This is a genomic window from Streptomyces sp. NPDC046261 (assembly GCF_040646235.1).
Taxonomy (GTDB): Bacteria; Actinomycetota; Actinomycetes; order Streptomycetales; family Streptomycetaceae; genus Streptomyces.
Window position 1 is genome coordinate 126,755 of the sequence record NZ_JBEYZU010000013.1, and the last position, 19,898, is coordinate 146,652.

The 19,898-nt window shown below is 71.8% G+C and carries 16 protein-coding genes; 12 read left to right on the top strand and 4 right to left on the bottom strand.

Translation table 11 applies throughout. The annotated features are described in order from the left end of the window. Nucleotides 1-65 precede the first annotated feature (65 nt). Nucleotides 66-1,115: an LLM class F420-dependent oxidoreductase gene (locus ABZ956_RS22250; protein ID WP_361896416.1), complete on the top strand. Its 1,050-nt coding sequence runs from the start codon at nucleotides 66-68 to the stop codon at nucleotides 1,113-1,115. A gap of 220 nt (nucleotides 1,116-1,335) precedes the next feature. After that, complete coding sequence (locus tag ABZ956_RS22255) at nucleotides 1,336-2,124, top strand: ferritin-like domain-containing protein (protein WP_361896264.1); 789 nt, start codon at nucleotides 1,336-1,338, stop codon at nucleotides 2,122-2,124. A 22-nt stretch (nucleotides 2,125-2,146) separates the two neighbouring features. On the opposite strand, the gene corA is transcribed toward ABZ956_RS22255, so the two are convergent. Continuing rightward, nucleotides 2,147-3,139, bottom strand: coding sequence for a magnesium/cobalt transporter CorA (corA, locus tag ABZ956_RS22260; protein WP_361896419.1), 993 nt, complete (start codon nucleotides 3,137-3,139; stop codon nucleotides 2,147-2,149). A gap of 111 nt (nucleotides 3,140-3,250) precedes the next feature. Here corA and ABZ956_RS22265 point away from each other — a divergent pair, with 111 nt between their 5' ends. The 6 genes from ABZ956_RS22265 (at nucleotide 3,251) to ABZ956_RS22290 (ending at nucleotide 10,274) form a co-directional block, all read left to right on the top strand. Further along, nucleotides 3,251-3,946 carry a histidine phosphatase family protein gene (locus tag ABZ956_RS22265; protein ID WP_361896267.1) on the top strand — a complete coding sequence of 232 codons (696 nt, stop codon included), beginning with the start codon at nucleotides 3,251-3,253 and terminating at the stop codon, nucleotides 3,944-3,946. Nucleotides 3,947-4,062: 116 nt separating this feature from the next. Beyond that, nucleotides 4,063-4,653 (top strand): DUF3090 domain-containing protein, encoded by a 591-nt coding sequence (locus tag ABZ956_RS22270; protein ID WP_361896270.1) that lies wholly within the window; start codon nucleotides 4,063-4,065, stop codon nucleotides 4,651-4,653. After that, nucleotides 4,617-5,447, top strand: coding sequence for an SCO1664 family protein (locus ABZ956_RS22275; RefSeq protein ID WP_361896273.1), 831 nt, complete (start codon nucleotides 4,617-4,619; stop codon nucleotides 5,445-5,447). Before ABZ956_RS22270 ends, ABZ956_RS22275 begins: the two co-directional genes overlap by 37 nt. 117 nt (nucleotides 5,448-5,564) lie before the next feature. Continuing rightward, nucleotides 5,565-6,794 carry a cysteine--1-D-myo-inosityl 2-amino-2-deoxy-alpha-D-glucopyranoside ligase gene (gene mshC / locus ABZ956_RS22280; RefSeq protein WP_361896276.1) on the top strand — a complete coding sequence of 410 codons (1,230 nt, stop codon included), beginning with the start codon at nucleotides 5,565-5,567 and terminating at the stop codon, nucleotides 6,792-6,794. Between the two features lie 161 nt (nucleotides 6,795-6,955). Then, nucleotides 6,956-7,921: a superoxide dismutase gene (locus ABZ956_RS22285; protein WP_361896279.1), complete on the top strand. Its 966-nt coding sequence runs from the start codon at nucleotides 6,956-6,958 to the stop codon at nucleotides 7,919-7,921. A gap of 79 nt (nucleotides 7,922-8,000) precedes the next feature. Continuing rightward, on the top strand, nucleotides 8,001-10,274 hold the full coding sequence (locus tag ABZ956_RS22290) for a TIM-barrel domain-containing protein (RefSeq protein WP_361896282.1): 2,274 nt from the start codon (nucleotides 8,001-8,003) through the stop codon (nucleotides 10,272-10,274). Between the two features lie 64 nt (nucleotides 10,275-10,338). Here ABZ956_RS22290 and ABZ956_RS22295 read toward each other — a convergent pair whose 3' ends face one another. After that, nucleotides 10,339-11,427 carry an alkene reductase gene (locus ABZ956_RS22295; protein ID WP_361896285.1) on the bottom strand — a complete coding sequence of 363 codons (1,089 nt, stop codon included), beginning with the start codon at nucleotides 11,425-11,427 and terminating at the stop codon, nucleotides 10,339-10,341. A gap of 165 nt (nucleotides 11,428-11,592) precedes the next feature. Here ABZ956_RS22295 and ABZ956_RS22300 point away from each other — a divergent pair, with 165 nt between their 5' ends. After that, nucleotides 11,593-12,096 carry a MarR family winged helix-turn-helix transcriptional regulator gene (locus ABZ956_RS22300; protein ID WP_361896287.1) on the top strand — a complete coding sequence of 168 codons (504 nt, stop codon included), beginning with the start codon at nucleotides 11,593-11,595 and terminating at the stop codon, nucleotides 12,094-12,096. Between the two features lie 7 nt (nucleotides 12,097-12,103). Here ABZ956_RS22300 and ABZ956_RS22305 read toward each other — a convergent pair whose 3' ends face one another. Together ABZ956_RS22305 and metH are read right to left on the bottom strand one after the other, a co-directional pair. Beyond that, nucleotides 12,104-12,562 carry a nuclear transport factor 2 family protein gene (locus ABZ956_RS22305; RefSeq protein ID WP_361896290.1) on the bottom strand — a complete coding sequence of 153 codons (459 nt, stop codon included), beginning with the start codon at nucleotides 12,560-12,562 and terminating at the stop codon, nucleotides 12,104-12,106. 115 nt (nucleotides 12,563-12,677) lie between these two features. Next, complete coding sequence (metH, locus tag ABZ956_RS22310; RefSeq protein ID WP_361896293.1) at nucleotides 12,678-16,190, bottom strand: methionine synthase; 3,513 nt, start codon at nucleotides 16,188-16,190, stop codon at nucleotides 12,678-12,680. A 284-nt stretch (nucleotides 16,191-16,474) separates the two neighbouring features. Between metH and ABZ956_RS22315 the strand changes: the two genes are divergently transcribed. The 3 genes from ABZ956_RS22315 to glpK all read left to right on the top strand — a co-directional run bounded on the left by ABZ956_RS22315 (nucleotide 16,475) and on the right by glpK (nucleotide 19,896). Continuing rightward, nucleotides 16,475-17,239, top strand: coding sequence for an IclR family transcriptional regulator (locus ABZ956_RS22315; RefSeq protein WP_361896296.1), 765 nt, complete (start codon nucleotides 16,475-16,477; stop codon nucleotides 17,237-17,239). A gap of 303 nt (nucleotides 17,240-17,542) precedes the next feature. Then, nucleotides 17,543-18,325 carry an MIP/aquaporin family protein gene (locus tag ABZ956_RS22320; RefSeq protein ID WP_361896299.1) on the top strand — a complete coding sequence of 261 codons (783 nt, stop codon included), beginning with the start codon at nucleotides 17,543-17,545 and terminating at the stop codon, nucleotides 18,323-18,325. Between the two features lie 44 nt (nucleotides 18,326-18,369). Further along, nucleotides 18,370-19,896, top strand: coding sequence for a glycerol kinase GlpK (gene glpK, locus ABZ956_RS22325; protein ID WP_361896301.1), 1,527 nt, complete (start codon nucleotides 18,370-18,372; stop codon nucleotides 19,894-19,896). Nucleotides 19,897-19,898 lie beyond the last annotated feature (2 nt).

Below are 19,898 nucleotides of genomic sequence, written 5' to 3' on the forward strand. Positions count from 1 at the left end.
GGTACGCGCGCTAGAGTCCGGGCAACAGCGACGTTACTGATGAGTAAGGGGTGCCCGTGAGCGGGATGAGGCTCGGAATCAACCTCGGCTACTGGGGAGCCGGGATGGACGCGGACAACCTCGCCGTCGCCCGCGAGGCGGACCGCCTCGGATACTCCGTCTGCTGGGCCGCCGAGGCGTACGGCTCGGACGCGCCCACCGTGCTGTCGTGGGTGGCCGCCCGGACCGAGCGCATCGACGTCGGCTCGGCGATCCTGCAGATCCCCGCCCGTACGCCCACGATGACGGCGATGACCGCCGCCACGCTCGACTCGCTCTCCGGCGGCCGCTTCCGGCTGGGCCTGGGCGTCTCCGGCCCGCAGGTCTCCGAGGGCTGGTACGGCGTGAAGTTCGACAAGCCGCTGGCCCGCACCCGCGAGTACGTCGAGATCGTCCGCAAGGCCATGTCCCGCGAGCGCGTCACTCACGAGGGCGCGCACTGGACGCTGCCGCTGCCCGGCGGCCCCGGCAAGCCCCTCAAGCTCACCGTGCACCCCGTGCGCGAGCGGATCCCGCTGTACATCGCCGCGATCGGCCCGAAGAACCTCGAGCAGACCGGCGAGATCGCCGACGGCGCCCTCGTCGTCTTCTTCGCCCCCGAGCACGCCGAGGAGACCACCCTCGGCGCCCTGCGCGCGGGCCGCGCCAAGGCGGGCAAGGACCTCGACGGCTTCGACCTCGTCCCGACCGTTCCCATGGCCGTGGGCGACGACATCGACGCCCTCGCCGACCTCTTCCGCCCCTACACCGCCCTCTACGTGGGCGGCATGGGCAGCGCCAAGCAGAACTTCTACAACAAGCTCGCGCAGCGGATGGGGTACGAGAAGGAGGCCGCCGAGATCCAGGAGAAGTACCTGGCCGGCGACAAGGCCGGCGCGGCCGCGGCGATCCCGCGCAAGCTCATCGACTCCACCGCCCTGCTGGGCCCGGTCGAGCGCATCGCCGACCGCATGCAGGCCTACGCCGACGCGGGGACCACCACCCTGTCGCTGGCCCCCGCCGGGTTCACCCTGGAGGAGCGGCTCGCGAGCCTGCGGACCGGCGTCGAGGCGCTGGAGCGGGCCGGACTGGCCTGAGCGAACCCTGCCCCAAGGGGCCGCGGCCGTGGTGGGGGCTCGGGGGTCGTCTTCCCCGCCACGGCCGACACCGAACACAACGCCTGGGCGCGCCGGTGGTTACGCGCCGGGGAACCCTCGAATCTCCGCCCGAACTCCTCCGTTCGGCCGAGCGCGCGCCGTCCCTGATTGCCGCGCCCGAGCGGGAGCCGTTGACTCGGTGCAGACGGAGGTGAGGGCCATGCTCACGGCCAGGAGTCTGTTCCAGGAGATCATCGACAACGACGAGGCCTACCAGCTGTTCTGCTCGATCGCGGCCGGCGGCGAGCACCAGGGCGGCTGGGAGAACGGCCGGATCGCCGCTCTGGTGCCCGAGAGCCGGCGGACCCTCGCCCCCAAGATCGCCCGGCACGGCGCCGACGAGGAGAAGCACGGCCGGATCTTCCAGGCCCTGCTGCGCAGGCGCGGACTGCCGCAGATCGAGGCGCCGCCGGAGACCGACTACACGATGATCCTCGAACGCGAGGGCATCGGCCTGCCGCACGAGAAGCTGCGCGGCGAGGCGCCGCTGACCGAGCGCGACATCATCGCCTACCTCGTCCACAGCCGGGTCACCGAGCAGCGCGCCGCCGACCAGATGGACATGCTCACCCGGTACTTCGGCGACCACCCCGAGGTCGGCAAGGCGATCCGGATGATCTGCGACGACGAGGCCAACCACCTCGCCTACTGCCACGAGGAGCTGCTGCGCCTCGCCGCCGCCGGGCACGGCCGGACGATCCAGGCCCTGCTGCGGGAGAGCGCGCTGGCCGAGATCGCCATCTACCGGGACGTCAGCCTCGCCGTGATGAGCCGCATGGGCCGCATCCTGCGCTGGCCGAAGGCCAAGTCGGCCGCGCTCGCGGCGGGCATCCGCGCCCTGTACGCCTACGAACGGCTCGTCGGCTGGCGGCGGATGGTCGCGCTGCGCATGCCGGAGCGGCGCGACGCCCTGGGCAGGCCCGCCACCACCGCCGCCGAATTCGCCTGAGCCACCGGCCGGGGCACGCCCCCTACAGCCACCCGCGCCGCTTGAACGTCCGGTACAGCCCGAACACCAGAGAGACCATCAGCAGCACGACCGCCGGATAGCCCCACGGCTGCCGCAGCTCCCACATGTGGTCGAAGTTCATGCCGTACACCCCGGCGATCATCGTCGGCACGGCCGCCATCGCCGCCCAGGCGGAGATCTTGCGCATGTCGTCGTTCTGCTGGACGCCCATCTGCGCGAGGTGGGCCGAGAGGATGTCCGTCAGCAGCCGGTCCAGGCCCTCCACGGACTCGTTGGCCCGCGCCAGATGGTCACCGACGTCCCGGAAGAAGGGCCGCGAGCGGTCGTCCACGAACGGCAGCCCCGCCCCCGCCAGCCGCGCCACCGGGTCGGTCAGGGGGATCGTGGCCCGCCGGAACTCCACGACCTGCCGCTTGAAGGAGTAGATCCGTGACGCGGTGTGCTTGGTGTCCCCGCCCACCGGCGCGAACACCTCCGCCTCCAGCTCGTCCAGGTCCGCCTGCAGCAGCGCGGCCACCTCCGTGTAGTGGTCCACGACCTCGTCGCTCACCGCGTACAGCACCGCCGTCGCCCCGTGGCACAGCAGCTCCGGGTCCTGCTCCAGCCGCTTGCGCACGCGTGCCAGCGGGCTGCCCTCGCCGTGCCGGACGGTGACCACGAAGGAGTCGCCGACGAACAGCATCAGCTCGCCGGTGGTGACGGTGTCCGCCTCGTCGTCGTAGACCACCGGCTTGAGGACCATGAACAGCGAGTCGTCGTAGACCTCCAGCTTCGGCCGCTGATGGGCGTGCAGGGCGTCCTCCACGGCCAGCGGATGCAGCCCGAACTCGCTGGTGACCAGCTCGAACTCCTTCTCCGTGGGCTCGTGCAGGCCGATCCACAAAAACGAGTTCCCGTCGGCGCGCGCCTGGTCCAGCGCGTCGGAGAAATCGGCGGGCCCCTCGGTGCGGTGCCCGTCCCGGTAGATGGCGCAGTCCACGATCACACGAGACAGCCTTCCCTGAAACGTCTGTGAAAACTTCCCCCGCTGCTTCCCCGCACGCCGATTCCCATGACACTTTCCTCACACCCCGGCGGCGCCCGAAGGCATCGTAGGCTGGCGGCCATGCCCACGCTGATCCTGGTCCGGCACGGCCGGTCCACCGCCAACACCGGGGGAGTGCTCGCCGGATGGACCCCCGGCGTGGCCCTGGACGAACGCGGCGCCGCACAGGCCGCCGCCCTGCCGGCCCGGCTGGCGGACGTCCCGCTCGCCGCCGCCGTCTCCAGCCCCCTGCAACGCTGCCTGGAAACCCTCCAGCCGCTGCTCGACGCCCGGCCCGCACTGCCGCTGCACACCGACGAGCGCGTCGGCGAGTGCCACTACGGCGACTGGTCGGGCCGCAAGCTCGCCGACCTCGCCGGCGAACCCCTGTGGGAGGTCGTCCAGCGCCACCCCGCCGCGGCCGCCTTCCCCGGCGGGGAGTCGGTGCGCGCCATGCAGGCGCGCGCGGTCGACGCCGTACGGGAGTGGAACGAGCGCGTCGAGCGGGAGCACGGCCACGACGCCGCCTACCTCGTGTGCACCCACGGCGACCTGATCAAGTCGCTCGTCGCCGACGCCCTGGGCCTGCACCTGGACCACTTCCAGCGGATCACCGCCGACCCCTGCTCGGTCACCGCCATCCGCTACACCCGGCTGCGCCCCTATCTGCTGCGCCTCGGCGACACCGGCGACCTCGCCGGTCTCGTCCCGCCCGCACCCACCCACGGGGAGCCCGCCGAGGACGCGGCCGTGGGAGGCGGTGCGGGAGCACCGTGATCGTCGCGCGCAGTAGGGTGGTGACGCGGGAGCGCCCGGGCCGCGCCCGGGGGACGCGTACGTGATCCCGCACCCGGAACAGACACCCCGACCACCGAACCCAATGGAGCAGGACGTTGTCCCGTCAGGTGTTCCTCTACGACCCACCGGACCGCTTCGTCGCCGGTACGGTCGGGCTGCCGGGCCGCCGCACTTTCTTCCTCCAGGCCACCGCGGGCGGCCGGACCACCAGCGTCGCGCTGGAGAAGGCCCAGGTCGAGGCGCTCGCCGAGCGCATCGACGAGCTCCTCGACGAGGTCGTGCGGCGCACCGGCGGCAGCGCCCCCGTGCCGGCCGTGGCACCTGTGGAGTTCGCCGACACCGAGCCGCTTCAGTCCCCCGTCGAGGAGGAGTTCCGGGTCGGCACCATGGCCCTGGCCTGGGACGGCGAGGGCCAGCGCATGGTGGTGGAGGCCCAGGCCCTCGTCGAGCTGGAGGCCGACTCCGACGAGGACCTCGTCGAGGCCGAGGAGCGGCTGCTGCAGGACGAGCTGAACGGCCCGCCGATGCTGCGCGTGCGGCTCACCGGCACCATGGCCCGCGCCTTCGCCAAGCGCGCCCTCGAAGTCGTCAACGCCGGCCGGCCCCCGTGCCCGCTGTGCAGCCTGCCGCTCGACCCGGAGGGACACGTATGTCCGCGCCAGAACGGATACCGCCGCGGAGCGTGACCCCGCACGAGCTGCTGGCCAAGGGCGAGCTGACCGTACGCGGGCGGGTCCGCGAGGCCTCCAACGCGGTCCTGTACTGCACGGTCGAGTACGAGGGCGTGAGCGCCGCCTGCGTCTACAAGCCGGTCGCGGGGGAGCGGCCCCTGTGGGACTTCCCCGACGGGACCCTGGCCCAGCGCGAGGTCGCCGCCTACGAGCTCTCCGAGGCCATGGGCTGGGGGCTCGTCCCGCCGACCGTCCTGCGGGAGGGCCCCTACGGTCCGGGCATGTGCCAGCTGTGGATCGAGGCGTCCGCGGACGAGGAGACCGGCGAGGCGCTGCTGGCCCTGGTCGAGGGGGAGGAGCCGGGTCCCGGCTGGAAGGCCGTCGGCTTCGCGGAGGTGGGCGAGGACCGCACCGCGCTGCTCGTGCACGCCGACGACGAGCGGCTGCGCCGGCTGGCCGTCCTCGACGCCGTGATCAACAACGGTGACCGCAAGGGCGGCCACCTGCTGCCCGCCGCGGACGGCCGGCTCTACGCCATCGACCACGGCGTGACGTTCAACGCCGAGGACAAGCTGCGCACCCTGCTGTGGGGGTGGGCGGGGGAGCCGCTGCCCGAGGAGGCGCTGGCGGCCCTACGGCGACTTTCGGACGATCTGGCCGAGGGTCGGCCCCTGGCCGCGCGGCTGGCGGAGCTGATCACTCCGGCGGAGATCGAGGCCCTCAGGGGCCGGGTGGCCGGGCTGCTGCGCACCGGGCGGCACCGCGAGCCCAGCGGGCAGTGGCCGGCCATCCCCTGGCCGCCGGTGTGATCTTTACGCGCCGACGCGCGGGAATACACACGTCAAGCAGCCCCTGCAAGACGGGAACTTCGGCCAACCCCCGCGCCCGGTTCGTATCCGGAACCCGCGTCCGGTTACGCTCAGGTCATGCATGCCTGGCCCGCTTCAGAGGTACCCGCCCTGCCCGGCAGTGGCCGCGACCTCCGGATCCACGACACCGCGACCGGTGAACGGGTGACCCTCGTTCCCGGTCCCGTCGCCCGTATCTACGTCTGCGGCATCACGCCGTACGACGCCACCCACATGGGGCACGCGGCGACCTACAACGCGTTCGACCTCGTGCAGCGCGTGTGGCTCGACACCAAGCGGCAGGTCCACTACGTCCAGAACGTCACCGACGTCGACGATCCGCTGCTGGAGCGGGCCCTCGCCAACGGGGACGACTGGACCGCCCTCGCCGAGCGCGAGACGGCCCTCTTCCGCGAGGACATGACCGCGCTGCGCATGCTCCCGCCCCGCCACTACGTGGGCGCCGTGGAGTCGATACCGAAGATCGTGCCCCTGGTGGAGCGACTGCGCGACGCGGGCGCCGCCTATGAACTCGACGGCGACATCTACTTCTCCGTCGCCTCCGACCCCTCCTTCGGCAGCGTCTCCCGCCTCGACGCCGAGGCGATGCGCCTGCTGTCCGCCGAGCGCGGCGGCGACCCCGAGCGCCCCGGCAAGAAGAACCCCGTCGACCCCATGCTGTGGATGGCCGCCCGCCCGGGCGAACCCAGCTGGGACGGCGCGTCGCTCGGCCCCGGCCGGCCCGGCTGGCACATCGAGTGCGTCGCCATCGCGCTGGAGCACCTCGGCATGGGCTTCGACGTCCAGGGCGGCGGCTCCGACCTGATCTTCCCGCACCACGAGATGGGCGCCTCGCACGCCCAGGCGCTCACCGGCGAACACCCCTTCGCCAAGACGTACGTGCACGCCGGCATGGTCGCCCTGCACGGCGAGAAGATGTCCAAGTCCAAGGGCAACCTCGTCTTCGTCTCGGCGCTGCGCCGTGAGGGCGTCGACCCGGCCGCCATCCGCCTCGCGCTCCTGAGCCACCACTACCGTGCCGACTGGGAGTGGACGGACGCCGTCTTGGAGGAGGCCGTCGAGCGCCTCGCCCGCTGGCGCGCGGCCGTCTCCCGGCCCGACGGCCCGTCCGCCGACGCTCTCGTCGAGGAGATCCGCGAGGCCCTCGCCGACGACCTCGACGCCCCCGCCGCGCTCGCCGCCGTCGACCGCTGGGCCGCGGCCCAGGCGGCCACCGGCGGCACCGACGAGGGCGCGCCCGGCCTGGTCTCCCGCGCCGCGGACGCGCTGCTGGGCGTGGCGCTGTGACGCGCTGACCCCTTCCGTCAGGGGGCGCTCGCCCGTGGGAAAGCCCGCGGGGGAGCGCCCCCCTTCGTTTGTGGAGATCGTGGCGTGAGGGGCGCGCGATGCGCGGGCGCTGTGCTGGGGTGTGCCACGTCGGCTGACCGTCCCCCGGAAGGACGCACACCATGGCAGGCTTCCCCGCACGGCGACGACTCCTTCTGACCGGCGCCGCGCTCGGCGCCGGCGTGGCCGTCGGGCCGCTCGGCCCGGCCGCCCGCGCCGCCGCGGCCGCCTCCGGCCGCTGGCCGGACCGCTTCCCGCTGCCCGCCGGCTTCCGGCCCGAGGGCATCGCCATCGGCCCCGGCCCGTACGCCTGGTTCGGCTCGCTGGGCGGGGGCTCGCTGTACCGCGCGAGCCTGGCCACCGGGCACGGCACCCTCGTGCCCACGGGCACCGACGCCATGTCCGTGGGCCTGAAGACCGACCGGCACGGCCGGGCCTTCATCGCCGGCGGCCCCTCCCGCCAGCTGCGCGTCGTCGACACCCGCACCGGCCGGATCCTCGCCACCTACGAGGTCGGCGTGGCCTCGACCGTCGTCAACGACGTGGTGCTCACGCCCGGCGCGGCATGGTTCACCGACTCCACGCACGCCCAGGTCTACGGGCTCCCGCTCGGCCCGCGCGGCGAACTGCCGCCCGCCCGCGACGTGGTGACGCTGCGGCTGACGGGCGAGTGGGCCGAGGCCCCGGACGACGGCTTCACCTCCAACGGCATCGCCCCCACGCCCGACGGCAGGGCGCTGCTGGTCATCAACGTCTTCCAGGACGGCGGCAGCCTGATGCGGGTGGACCCGCGCACCGGGGACGCCCGCCGCGTCGACCTGGGCGGGGCCAGGCTCCCCGACGGTGACGGGGCGCTGCTGCTGGGCCGCACCCTCTACGTCGTCCAGCAGATGCGGAACGCCGTCGACGTGCTGCGCCTGGACGCCGGCGGACGACGGGGCGGCATGGTCCGCCGCATCACCGACCCCCGCTTCCGCATCCCCACGACGGTGGCCGCCTATGGCGACCGCCTCTACCTGCCCAACGCCCGCCTGGACGTGGACCCCACACCCTCGACGGAATACGACGTGGTGGCGGTGGCGCGCTGAGCGGCCCCTGACGACAAGTCCACCTACCCGGTACGCGAGTCCATGGTCGTGTACGCGCCAAGCGCGTAGGTACACCACCATGAGAACACCACGACGCCTCAGAGCGATGGCCCTCACCGCCCTCCTCGGGCTCACGGCGGCCCTGGCCGGCCCGCAAGGCGCCGCCCGCGCCGAGCCGCCAGGCCCGGCCGCCCCGGCCGCCCCGGACGAACGGACCGTCGGCGACCTCACCGGATTCTCGACGGCCGGAGCGGTCTTCCACCTCCGCGCCGGCGAGACCCGGGCGCGCGTCACCTTCGTGGCCGCCGACACCGTCCGCGTCGAGCTGGCGCCCGACGGCACCTTCACCGACCCGGCCGGCAAGGACATCGTCCAGCCGCAGGGCCCGCCCCCGGCCACCCGCTGGCGGGAGCGGGCCGACCGCTACGAGATGAGCACCCCGGACCTCACCCTGCGCGCGTACAAGAGCCCGCTGCGCTTCGCTCTGCACCGCGCCGACGGCTCGCGGCTGTGGGCGGAGACCAAGGGTCTGACCTGGACCAAGGACCGCACCACCCAGACCCTGGCGCGCGGCGGCGACGAGCAGTTCTACGGCGCCGGGATGCAGAACGGGCGCGGCAACACCTCCCACCGGGGCAAGACCGTCGAGGTCGGCGTCGACTACAACTGGAACGACGGCGGCCACCCCAACTCCGTACCGTTCTACCTCTCCTCCGCCGGCTACGGCGTCTACCGCAACACCTACGCGCCCGGCAGGTACGCCTTCGACGACCCGGTGCGGGCGAGCGCGCAGGAACGGCGCTTCGACGCCTACTACGTCGCGGGGCGGTCGGCGAAGGAGGTCATCGGGCGGTACACGAAGCTGACCGGCAAGCCCTTCCTGCCACCGCTGTACGGGCTGGAGATCGGCGACTCCGACTGCTACCTGCACAACAAGAACCGCGGCGAGCGCCGCACGCTCGACGCCCTGAAGGTCGCCGACGGCTACACCGCGAACGACCTGCCGCTGGGCTGGATGCTCGTCAACGACGGCTACGGCTGCGGCTACGAGAACCTGAGCGAGGTGAACAAGGGCCTCGGCGAGCGGAAGATGAAGATGGGCCTGTGGACCGAGGACGGCCTGGCCAAGCTCGGCGAGCAGGTCAAGGCCGGTCAGCGGGTCGCCAAGCTGGACGTCGCCTGGGTCGGCGAGGGCTACAAGTTCGCGCTCGACGGCTGCAAGGACGCCTACAAGGGCATCGAGGACAACAGCGACGCCCGCGGCTTCACCTGGGCCCCCGAGAGCTGGTCCGGCGCCCAGCGCTGCGGAGTCCAGTGGTCCGGTGACCAGAAGGGCTCGTGGGAGTACATCCGCTGGCAGATCCCCACCTACGCGGGCGCGACGATGTCGGGCCTGGCCTACACGACCGGCGACGTGGACGGCATCTTCGGCGGCAGCCCCCAGACCTACGTACGCGACCTGCAGTGGAAGGCGTTCCTGCCGGCCGTGATGACCATGGACGGCTGGGCCCCGAGCGACAAGCAGCCGTGGCGGTACGGAGAGCCGTACACCTCGATCAACCGCAAGTACCTCAAGCTGAAGGAGTCGCTGCTGCCGTACATGTACTCCTACGCGGCCCAGGCGACCAGGACCGGCGTCGGGCCGGTGCGCCCGCTGGCGCTGGAGTACCCCGACGACCCCAAGGCGGCGTCGGACGCGGCGAAGTACGAGTTCCTGACGGGCGAGTACTTCCTCGTGGCCCCGGTGTACGAGGACAAGGAGGTCCGCGACGGCATCTACCTGCCCAAGGGGAAGTGGACCGACTACTGGACCGGCCGCACGTACCAGGGCCCGACGACCGTCGACGGCTACCGGGCCCCGCTGGACACGCTCCCGCTGTTCGTGAAGGCCGGCGCGAACATCCCCATGTGGCCCGGCATCCGCTCCTACGAGGACCGCACGGCCGACTCGCCGGTGGCGTGGGACGTCTACCCGCAGGGGACGTCCTCCTTCACCGTGTACGAGGACGACGGCGTGACGCGGGCGCACAGGTCGGGCGCCTACGCCGAGCAGAAGCTCACGGTCCGGGCCCCGGAGTCGGGTGATGTGACGCTGTCACTGGGCGCGCTGAAGGGCGACTTCCGCGGTAAGCAGACGTCCCGCCCGTACCGCTTCACGGTGCACACGGGCGCGGCGCCGGCGGCCGCCGTGCTGGACGGGCGGGAACTGCCGCGCCTGGACACCAAGGACGCCTTCGAGAAGGCGGACCAGGGCTGGTGGTACGACCCGGCCGACCGGGGCGGCGTCGTCCAGGTCAAGACCGCGTCCCGGACGACGGACCGCGCCTTCACGCTGACCCTCAGGGCGGAGTGAGGCGAAGGCCCGGGGGCCGGCCCCGCGCCGGGCGGCGGGAGACGCCGCCCGGCGCGGGCACCGGTCAGAGAGCGGTCGCGGGGGCGGCGGGCAGGGCCGGGTAGTCGGTGTAGCCGCGGTCGTCGCCGCCGTAGAAGGTGGCGGGGTCGGGGGAGTTGAAGGGGCCGCCGGCGGCCAGGCGGGCCGGCAGGTCGGGATTGGCCAGGAACAGCGCGCCGAAGGAGACCAGGTCGGCCGTGCCGTCCGCGATCAGGCCCAGGGCGTCCGGCCCGGTCGGGTGCGGGTGGGTGAACGGGTTGAGGACGAAGGCGGCCGGCCATTCCTTGCGCAGCCGGTGGGTGAGCTCGCGGTCCGGGCCCTCGATCATGTGCAGGTACGCCAGGCCCAGCGGCGCCAGGTGGGCCACCAGCGTGCCGTAGACCTCGGCGAGATCGTCCTCGGCGATGTCGTTGTACGGGTTGCCGGGAGAGATGCGGAAGCCGACGCGCTCGCCGCCGATCGCCGCGGCGACCTCGGCGGCGACCTCGGCGGCGAAGCGGACGCGGTGCGCGACGGAGCCGCCCCAGGCGTCGGTGCGGCGGTTGGCGTTGGGGGCGAGGAACTGGTGGATCAGGTAGCCGTTCGCGCCGTGGATCTCCACCCCGTCGAACCCGGCGGCGATCGCGTTGCGTGCCGCGGTCGCGAAGTCGGCGACGGTCTGCCGGATCTCCTCCTCGGTCAGCTCCTTCGGCACCACGAAGTCCTTCGGCCCCTCCTTGGTGAACACCTGGCCCCGGGCGGCGACCGCCGACGGGCCGACGGGCACCAGGGCGTCGGGCAGCAGGCTGGGGTGGCCGATGCGGCCGGTGTGCATCAGCTGCGCGAAGATCACTCCCCCTTCGCGGTGCACCGCGTCGGTCACCTTCCGCCAGGCCGCGATCTGCTGCTCGGAGTGCAGCCCCGGGGTGTCGGGGTAGCCCTGGCCGACCACCGACGGCTGGACGCCCTCGGTGACGATCAGACCGGCGCTCGCGCGCTGTGCGTAGTAGGTCTCCGTCGCCGGGGTCGGGGAGGCGCCCGGGCCGTAGGCGCGGCTGCGGGTCATCGGCGCCATGGCGATGCGGTTCTCGAGGCGCCGGCTGCCCAGGTCGATCGGTTCGAATGCGGTCGTCATGTCCGTGTCCTTCGGTGGTGAGGAGTGGCTGAGCCTGCTTTACCTGTCCGAACAAGTAAATACGGCGGAGCCATTCCCCGGCGCCGAAGTGTCCTGCGTCACGCTGCTGGCGGGCCTGGGTTAGTCTGGTAACTGTTCGAGCAGCTATCAGAGGGGAGCGTGGCCATGACGCGGCCGACGCCCGAAGGCGGGAACTCTTCCGACCAGGCGACCGTGCCGGTGCCGGCGTCCGCCCGTACGGGTCCGGTCAGCCACGCGATCTTCCGCGTGGCCCGGCTGCACCGCATGATCGCCGGGCAGCTCCTGCGCCGCGTGGGACTGCACCGCGGTCAGGAGCTGGTGATGATGCAGCTGTGGGACCTCGGCCCCCAGCGCCAGACGGACCTCGTCCGCCTGCTCGACTCCGACGCCGCCACCATGACCCGCACCGTCCAGCGGCTGGAACAGGCCGGCTTCGTCCGCCGCTGCCCCTGCCCCGGCGACAAACGGGCGGTCATCATCGAACCCACCGCCGCCAGCCACGCCCTGCGCCGCGAGGTGGAACAGATCTGGTCCGAGCTGGAGGCCGGCGTCACGGGCGACCTCACCGCCGACGAGCGGGCCACGACGCTGCGCGTCCTGGAGCGCCTGGAGTCCAACCTCGCCCGCGCCGCGTCCCCGAACGCCTAGCCGCCGCTCACCCGGCGAGGACCGGCGGCCGCCCCCGCGTCCACGCGATACGCAGCGCCAGCCGCCGGAAGCGCCAGCCCTCGGGCGTGCGGACGACTTCGGCCTCACTGTGGCCGCCGGAGACGAAGAGCCGTTCGGGGGTGCCGAGGACGTGGGTGCTGAGCTGGTTCCACCGCACGGTCGCGCGGTCGCCGCCCTCGTCGACGTCGACGAGGAGGTCGGACCCGAAGTGGACCGTCCGCTCGAAGAGCGCCATGGCGTCCCGCGTGGACGACAACTGGGCCCCGATTCCCTCGTGCACGCCCACCGGGGTCTCGCTCCGCGCGTCCTGGGTGAAGAAGGAACGGGCCCACGCCTCGTCGATCGTCCCCTCGTCGAGAGAGCGGAGGTAGTCGGTGACGAGGCGGTCGATGTCGGCGCGGTCGGTGAGCGCCCGGAGCTGCTCGGCCATCTGTGTGAGATCCATGATTGGATCATGAAGCCTCAAGCGCGCTTGAGGTCAAGCGCTGCTCATGGACCGAATCGCCCGGGGTGGCGAAGCCGGTGCGGCCGACGGCGTAATGCCTCCGGCCGCGCCCGCGCTACCGCGCGTTGAAGTACTTCGCCTCCGGGTGGTGGATCACCATCGCGTCCGTCGACTGCTCCGGGTGCAGCTGGAACTCCTCCGACAGCTGGACGCCGATCCGCTCCGGCCGCAGCAGGTCCGCGATCTTGGCGCGGTCCTCGAGGTTCGGGCAGGCGCCGTAGCCCAGGGAGAAGCGGGCGCCCCGGTACTTCAGGGCGAACATGTCTTCCACGTCGTCCGGGTCCTCGTCGCCGAAGCCCAGTTCGGAGCGGACGCGCGCGTGCCAGTACTCGGCCAGCGCTTCCGCCAGCTGCACGGACAGGCCGTGCAGTTCCAGATAGTCGCGGTAGGCGTCCTCGGCGAAGAGCTTTGCCGTCGCCTCGCCGATGCGGGATCCGACCGTGACCACCTGGAGGCCGATCACGTCCCGCTCGCCGGAGTCCTCCGGGCGGAAGTAGTCCGCCAGGCACAGCCGGCGGCCGCGCCGCTGGCGCGGGAACGTGAAGCGGGTGCGCTCGGTGCCGTCCTCGTGCAGCAGGATCAGGTCGTCGCCCTTGCTCACGCACGGGAAGTAGCCGTAGACGACGGCCGCCTCCAGCAGGTTCTCCGTGTGGAGCTTGTCCAGCCAGCCGCGCAGCCGCGGCCGGCCCTCGGTCTCGACCAGCTCCTCGTACGTGGGGCCGGTCGTACGGGCCTGCTTCAGGCCCCACTGGCCCTTGAACAGGGCGCCCTCGTCCAGCCAGGAGGCGTAGTCCTTCAGCGGAATGCCCTTGACGACCCGTGTCCCCCAGAAGGGCGGCTCCGGGACGCGGTTGTCCACCGCGACGTCCGAGCGCACGGAGCCCTCCGGCTCCTCGACCTCCAGTACGGCGGTCACGTCCCGCTTGGGCACCCGACGCTGCTTGAGCTCCGGCAGCGCCGCACCCGGCACACCGCGCTTGACCGCGATCAGCGCGTCCATCAGGCGCAGCCCCTCGAACGCGTCGCGGGCGTAGCGCACCTCGCCCTCGTAGATCTCGTGCAGGTCCTGCTCGACGTAGGCGCGGGTCAGCGCCGCACCGCCCAGGATCACCGGGTAGGTCGCCGCCAGCTTGCGCTGGTTGAGCTCCTCCAGGTTCTCCTTCATGATCACGGTCGACTTCACCAGGAGCCCGGACATCCCGATGACGTCCGCCTTGTGCTCCTCGGCGGCCTCCAGGATCGCCGAGACCGGCTGCTTGATGCCGAGGTTGACGACGTTGTAGCCGTTGTTGGACAGGATGATGTCGACGAGGTTCTTGCCGATGTCGTGGACGTCGCCGCGCACCGTGGCCAGGACGATCGTGCCCTTGCCCTCGGCGTCCGACTTCTCCATGTGCGGCTCGAGATAGGCGACGGCGTTCTTCATCACCTCCGCCGACTGCAGCACGAACGGCAGCTGCATCTGGCCGGAGCCGAAGAGCTCGCCGACGACCTTCATGCCCTCCAGCAGCGTGTCGTTGACGATCGCCAGCGCCGGACGGGTCAGCAGTGCCTCGTCCAGGTCGGCCTCCAGGCCGTTCTTCTCGCCGTCGATGACGCGTCGCCGCAGCCGCTCCTCCAGCGGCAGCGCGGCCAGCTCCTCCGCCTTGCCCGCCTTCATGGACTTGGTGTCCACGCCCTCGAACAGCTCCAGGAACCGCTGCAGCGGGTCGTACCCCTCGCGGCGCCGGTCGTAGATCAGGTCGAGGGCGACCTCGCGCTGCTCCTCCTCCAGCCGGGCGATGGGCAGGATCTTGCTCGCGTGCACGATGGCCGAGTCCAGGCCCGCCTCGACGCACTCGTTGAGGAAGACGGAGTTCAGCACCATGCGGGCGGCCGGGTTGAGGCCGAAGGAGATGTTGGACAGGCCCAGCGTCGTCTGGACGTCCGGGTGCCGGCGCTTGAGCTCCCTGATCGCCTCGATCGTGGCGATGCCGTCCTTGCGGGACTCCTCCTGCCCGGTGGCGATGGTGAAGGTGAGGCAGTCGACGATGATGTCCGACTCCCGCACCCCCCAGTTCCCGGTGAGGTCGGCGATCAGCCGCTCGGCGACGGCGACCTTGTGCTCGGGCGTACGGGCCTGCCCGTCCTCGTCGATCGTCAGCGCGATCAGCGCGGCGCCGTGCTCGACGGCCAGCCGGGTGATCCTCGCGAAGCGGGAGTCGGGTCCGTCGCCGTCCTCGTAGTTGACGGAGTTGATCACCGCCCGGCCGCCCAGCTTCTCCAGGCCCGCCTGGATGACCGCCGGCTCGGTGGAGTCCAGCACCAGCGGCAGTGTGGAGGCCGTCGCGAAGCGCCCGGCGATCTCGGCCATGTCGGCGACGCCGTCCCGGCCGACGTAGTCGACGCACACGTCGAGCAGGTGCGCGCCCTCGCGGATCTGGTCGCGGGCCATCTCCACGCAGTCGTCCCAGCGGCCGGCCAGCATGGCCTCGCGGAACTTCTTCGAGCCGTTGGCGTTCGTCCGCTCGCCGATGGCCAGGTAGGAGGTGTCCTGACGGAAGGGGACGGTCTGGTACAGCGAGGAGGCGCCGGGCTCGGGGCGCGGGCTGCGCTCGGTGGGCGTGAGGTCCCGCACCCGCTCGACGACCTGGCGCAGGTGCTCGGGCGTGGTGCCGCAGCAGCCGCCGACCAAGGAGAGCCCGTACTCCCGTACGAATGTCTCGTGCGCGTCCGCCAGCTCCCGCGGCGTCAGCGGGTAGTGGGCGCCGTTCTTGCCGAGGACCGGCAGGCCGGCGTTGGGCATGGCGGAGACGCGGGTGCGGGCGTGCCGGGAGAGGTAGCGCAGGTGCTCGCTCATCTCGGCGGGGCCCGTCGCGCAGTTCAGGCCGATCATGTCGATGCCCAGCGGCTCCAGGGCGGTGAGCGCCGCGCCGATCTCGGAGCCGAGCAGCATGGTGCCGGTCGTCTCGACCGTCACCTGGACCAGCAGCGGCAGGTCCACGCCCGCCGCCTGAAGGGCGCGCCGGGCGCCGATGACGGATGCCTTGGTCTGCAGCAGGTCCTGGGTGGTCTCCACCAGGATCGCGTCGGCGCCGCCGGCGACCAGGCCCTCGACGTTCTGCTGGTAGGCGTCGCGCAGCTTGACGTACGGGGCGTGACCCAGGGTCGGCAGCTTGGTGCCCGGTCCCACGGACCCCAGGACCCAGCGGGCGCGGCCGTCGCCGGCGGTGTACTCGTCCGCGACCTCGCGGGCGATGCGGGCGCCGGCCTCGGAGAGCTCGACGATGCGCCCGGGGATGTCGTACTCACCCAGGGCGGCGAGGTTGGCGCCGAAGGTATTGGTCTCCACACAGTCCACGCCGACCGCGAAGTAGGCCTCGTGCACCGAGCGCACGATGTCCGGGCGGGTGACGTTCAGGATCTCGTTGCAGCCTTCGAGCTGCTGGAAGTCCTCGAGGCTGGGGTCCTGCGCCTGGAGCATCGTGCCCATCGCTCCGTCGGCCACCACCACGCGGGTGGCGAGTGCTTCGCGCAACTGCGCGGCTCGGGCGGCGGAGGAAGGGGTCGCTGGCGTATGCGAGGCCATGGAAGTGCTCCCGGGTGTGCGACGGCTGTCGGCTTTACGCCCTCCCTGCAGAGGGCGCACGCGGCAAGCGTAGCTGGCGGCATCGTGGGAGGCAGGGGGCGTCCCACCCTGCGGACCGCCTCGGTCACCATGGTCGTCCGAGGGGCAGTCACCCGGTTTCACCGGCCGTCGCGCATTGGATGATCATGGTCATGGCGGTTGCTGTACCCCATGGTCGGCATCGGCCGATAGTGTTCAGCATTGCCGAACGGAGAAAGCCGGGCGGCGTGTGAGGAGGTTGCTCGATGGCACGGACCATCCAGTCGCTCGAACGGGCGGCGGCGATGCTGCGGCTGCTCGCGGGTGGCGAGCGGCGGCTCGGCCTGTCCGACGTGGCCTCCGCGCTGGGGCTGGCGAAGGGGACCGCGCACGGCATCCTGCGGACCCTGCAGCAGGAGGGGTTCGTCGAACAGGACCCCGCCTCCGGGCGCTACCAGCTCGGGGCCGAGCTGCTGCGGCTGGGCAACAGCTACCTGGACGTGCACGAACTGCGGGCCCGCGCCCTGGTCTGGGCCGACGACCTCGCCCGTTCCAGCGGTGAGAGCGTCTATCTCGGCGTGCTCCACCAGCAGGGCGTCCTGATCATCCACCACGTCTTCCGCCCGGACGACAGCCGGCAGGTGCTGGAGGTCGGCGCGATGCAGCCGCTGCACAGCACCGCGCTGGGCAAGGTGCTGTGCGCTTACGACCCGGTGGCCCACGCCGAGGTGGCCGAAGCCGACCGCGAAGCCTTCACCCCGCAGACCGTGACGGCGCTGCCCGACCTCGAGGGCGTGCTGGACCTGACCCGCGCCCGGGGCTGGGCGGCGGACGTCGAGGAGACCTGGGCGGGCGTCGCGTCCCTCGCCGCCCCCATCCACGACCGGCGGCGGATGCCCGTGGGCGCGGTGGGCATCACCGGCGCCGTGGAGCGGGTCTGCGAGGACGGCGAGCTGCGGGCGCGCCTGGTGGCCGCCGTCCGCGACTGCGCCCGCGCGGTCTCCCGGGATCTCGGTGCGGGACGCTTCTGAAACCGGTGGCCCGGTCGGATAATCGAGGGGCCCGGAAAGGCGCCGAGACCGGGCCGTTACCGGTCGGTATCCGAACGTAAATTTACGGCCAGTTGGCCGAGAGTTTCCGGTCACACAGCCCTTGACGCGCCCTTGACGGTGCTGGAAGCTGCCGTTCATCGGTCGGCATTGTCGAACACCTAACGACAATATTCGCTATGGTGTGCATTGCCACGGGACCGATCAACGCCCTCTCGGAGGGCGCGGACCGCCGGAGGGACCCGGGGTTCGCCTTCCCCTGGACGAAGGACAAAGGAGTCGCGGGTGTCCAGCTCCGACATCTTCACCGGTGAGCTCATCGGTACCGCAGTATTGATCCTGCTCGGCGGCGGCGTGTGCGCCGCCGTCACCCTGAAGCGCTCCAAGGCGCTCAACGCGGGATGGCTCGCCATCACGTTCGGCTGGGGCTTCGCCGTGCTGGCCGGTGCCTACATCGGCACCAAGTCCGGCGCGCACCTCAACCCCGCCGTCACCTTCGGCCTCGCCATAGACGGCGCGGTCGAGTGGAGCGACGTGCCGCTCTACATCGGCTCCCAGCTGCTCGGCGCCATGATCGGTGCGACGCTGGTGTGGCTCGCCTACTACGGCCAGTTCAGGGCCCACCTGACCGACCCGGAGCTGGTCGCGACCCTGAACCCCAAGGAGGGCATGGTCGACCAGACCGCGACCCCCCAGGCCGGCCCGGTGCTCGGTATCTTCTCCACCGGCCCCGAGATCCGTAACGCGGTGCAGAACCTCGTCACCGAGATCATCGGCACGGCCGTCCTGGTGCTCTTCATCCTCACCATGGGTCTGACGAAGGGCCTGGCCGTCAGCGGCACCGGCACCCTGATGGTCGCCCTCGTCGTCGTCGGCATCGGCCTCTCGCTCGGCGGCCCGACCGGTTACGCCATCAACCCCGCCCGTGACCTCGGCCCGCGCATCGTGCACGCGCTGCTGCCGCTGCCCAACAAGGGCGGTTCAGACTGGGGCTACGCCTGGGTTCCGGTGGTCGGACCGCTCGTCGGTGCCGCCCTCGCCGCAGGCATCCACAAGATCGCGTTCTGACCAGCACCCGCCGAGACCCTTCAGATTTCAGGAGCACACTCCCCATGACCGACACCCACGGCCACGGCCCGTTCATCGCGGCGATCGACCAGGGCACCACCTCCTCCCGCTGCATCGTCTTCGACCGCGACGGACGCATCGTCTCCGTCGACCAGAAGGAGCACGAGCAGATCTTCCCCAAGCCGGGCTGGGTCGAGCACGACGCCGTCGAGATCTGGACCAACGTCCAGGAGGTCGTCGCCGGTGCCGTCGAGAAGGCGGGCATCACCGCCGCCGACGTCAAGGCCATCGGCATCACCAACCAGCGTGAGACCACGCTGATGTGGGACAGGACCACCGGCGAGCCGGTCTACAACGCCATCGTCTGGCAGGACACCCGCACCGACGCCCTGTGCAAGGAGCTCGGCCGCAACGTCGGCCAGGACCGCTTCCGCCGCGAGACGGGCCTCCCGCTGGCCTCCTACTTCTCCGGCCCGAAGGTCCGCTGGCTGCTGGACAACGTCGAGGGCCTGCGCGAGCGCGCCGAGCGCGGCGACATCCTCTTCGGCACGATGGACTCCTGGGTCATCTGGAACCTCACCGGCGGCGTCGACGGCGGCGTGCACGTCACGGACGTCACCAACGCCTCGCGCACCATGCTGATGAACCTGCGCTCCCTGGAGTGGGACGAGCGCATCCTGGCCTCCATGGAGATCCCGGCCGCCGTTCTGCCGGAGATCCGCTCCTCCGCCGAGGTCTACGGCACCGCCAAGGGCGGCGCCCTCGCCGGCGTGCCCGTCGCCTCCGCGCTCGGCGACCAGCAGGCGGCCCTCTTCGGCCAGACCTGCTACGACAAGGGCGAGGCCAAGTCCACCTACGGCACCGGCACCTTCATGCTGATGAACACCGGTGACGAGCCCGTCCAGTCCTACAACGGCCTGCTGACCACCGTCGGCTACCGCATCGGCGACGAGAAGCCGGTCTACGCCCTCGAGGGCTCCATCGCCGTCACCGGCTCCCTCGTGCAGTGGATGCGCGACCAGATGGGCCTCATCAAGAGCGCGGCCGAGATCGAGACGCTCGCCAGCTCCGTCGAGGACAACGGCGGCGCCTACTTCGTGCCGGCCTTCTCCGGCCTGTTCGCCCCCTACTGGCGCTCCGACGCGCGCGGTGTCATCGCGGGCCTGACCCGCTACGTCACCAAGGCGCACATCGCCCGCGCCGTGCTCGAGGCCACCGCCTGGCAGACCCGCGAGATCACCGACGCCATGACCAAGGACTCCGGCGTCGAGCTGACCGCGCTCAAGGTCGACGGCGGCATGACCTCCAACAACTTGCTGATGCAGACGCTCTCGGACTTCCTGGACGCCCCCGTGGTGCGCCCGATGGTCGCGGAGACCACCTGCCTCGGCGCTGCCTACGCCGCCGGCCTCGCCGTCGGCTTCTGGCCGGACACCGACGCGCTGCGCGCCAACTGGCGCCGGGCCGCCGAGTGGACCCCCCGCATGGATGCGGACACGCGTGACCGCGAGTACAAGAGCTGGCTCAAGGCCGTCGAGCGGACCATGGGCTGGATCGAGGACGAGGAGTAATC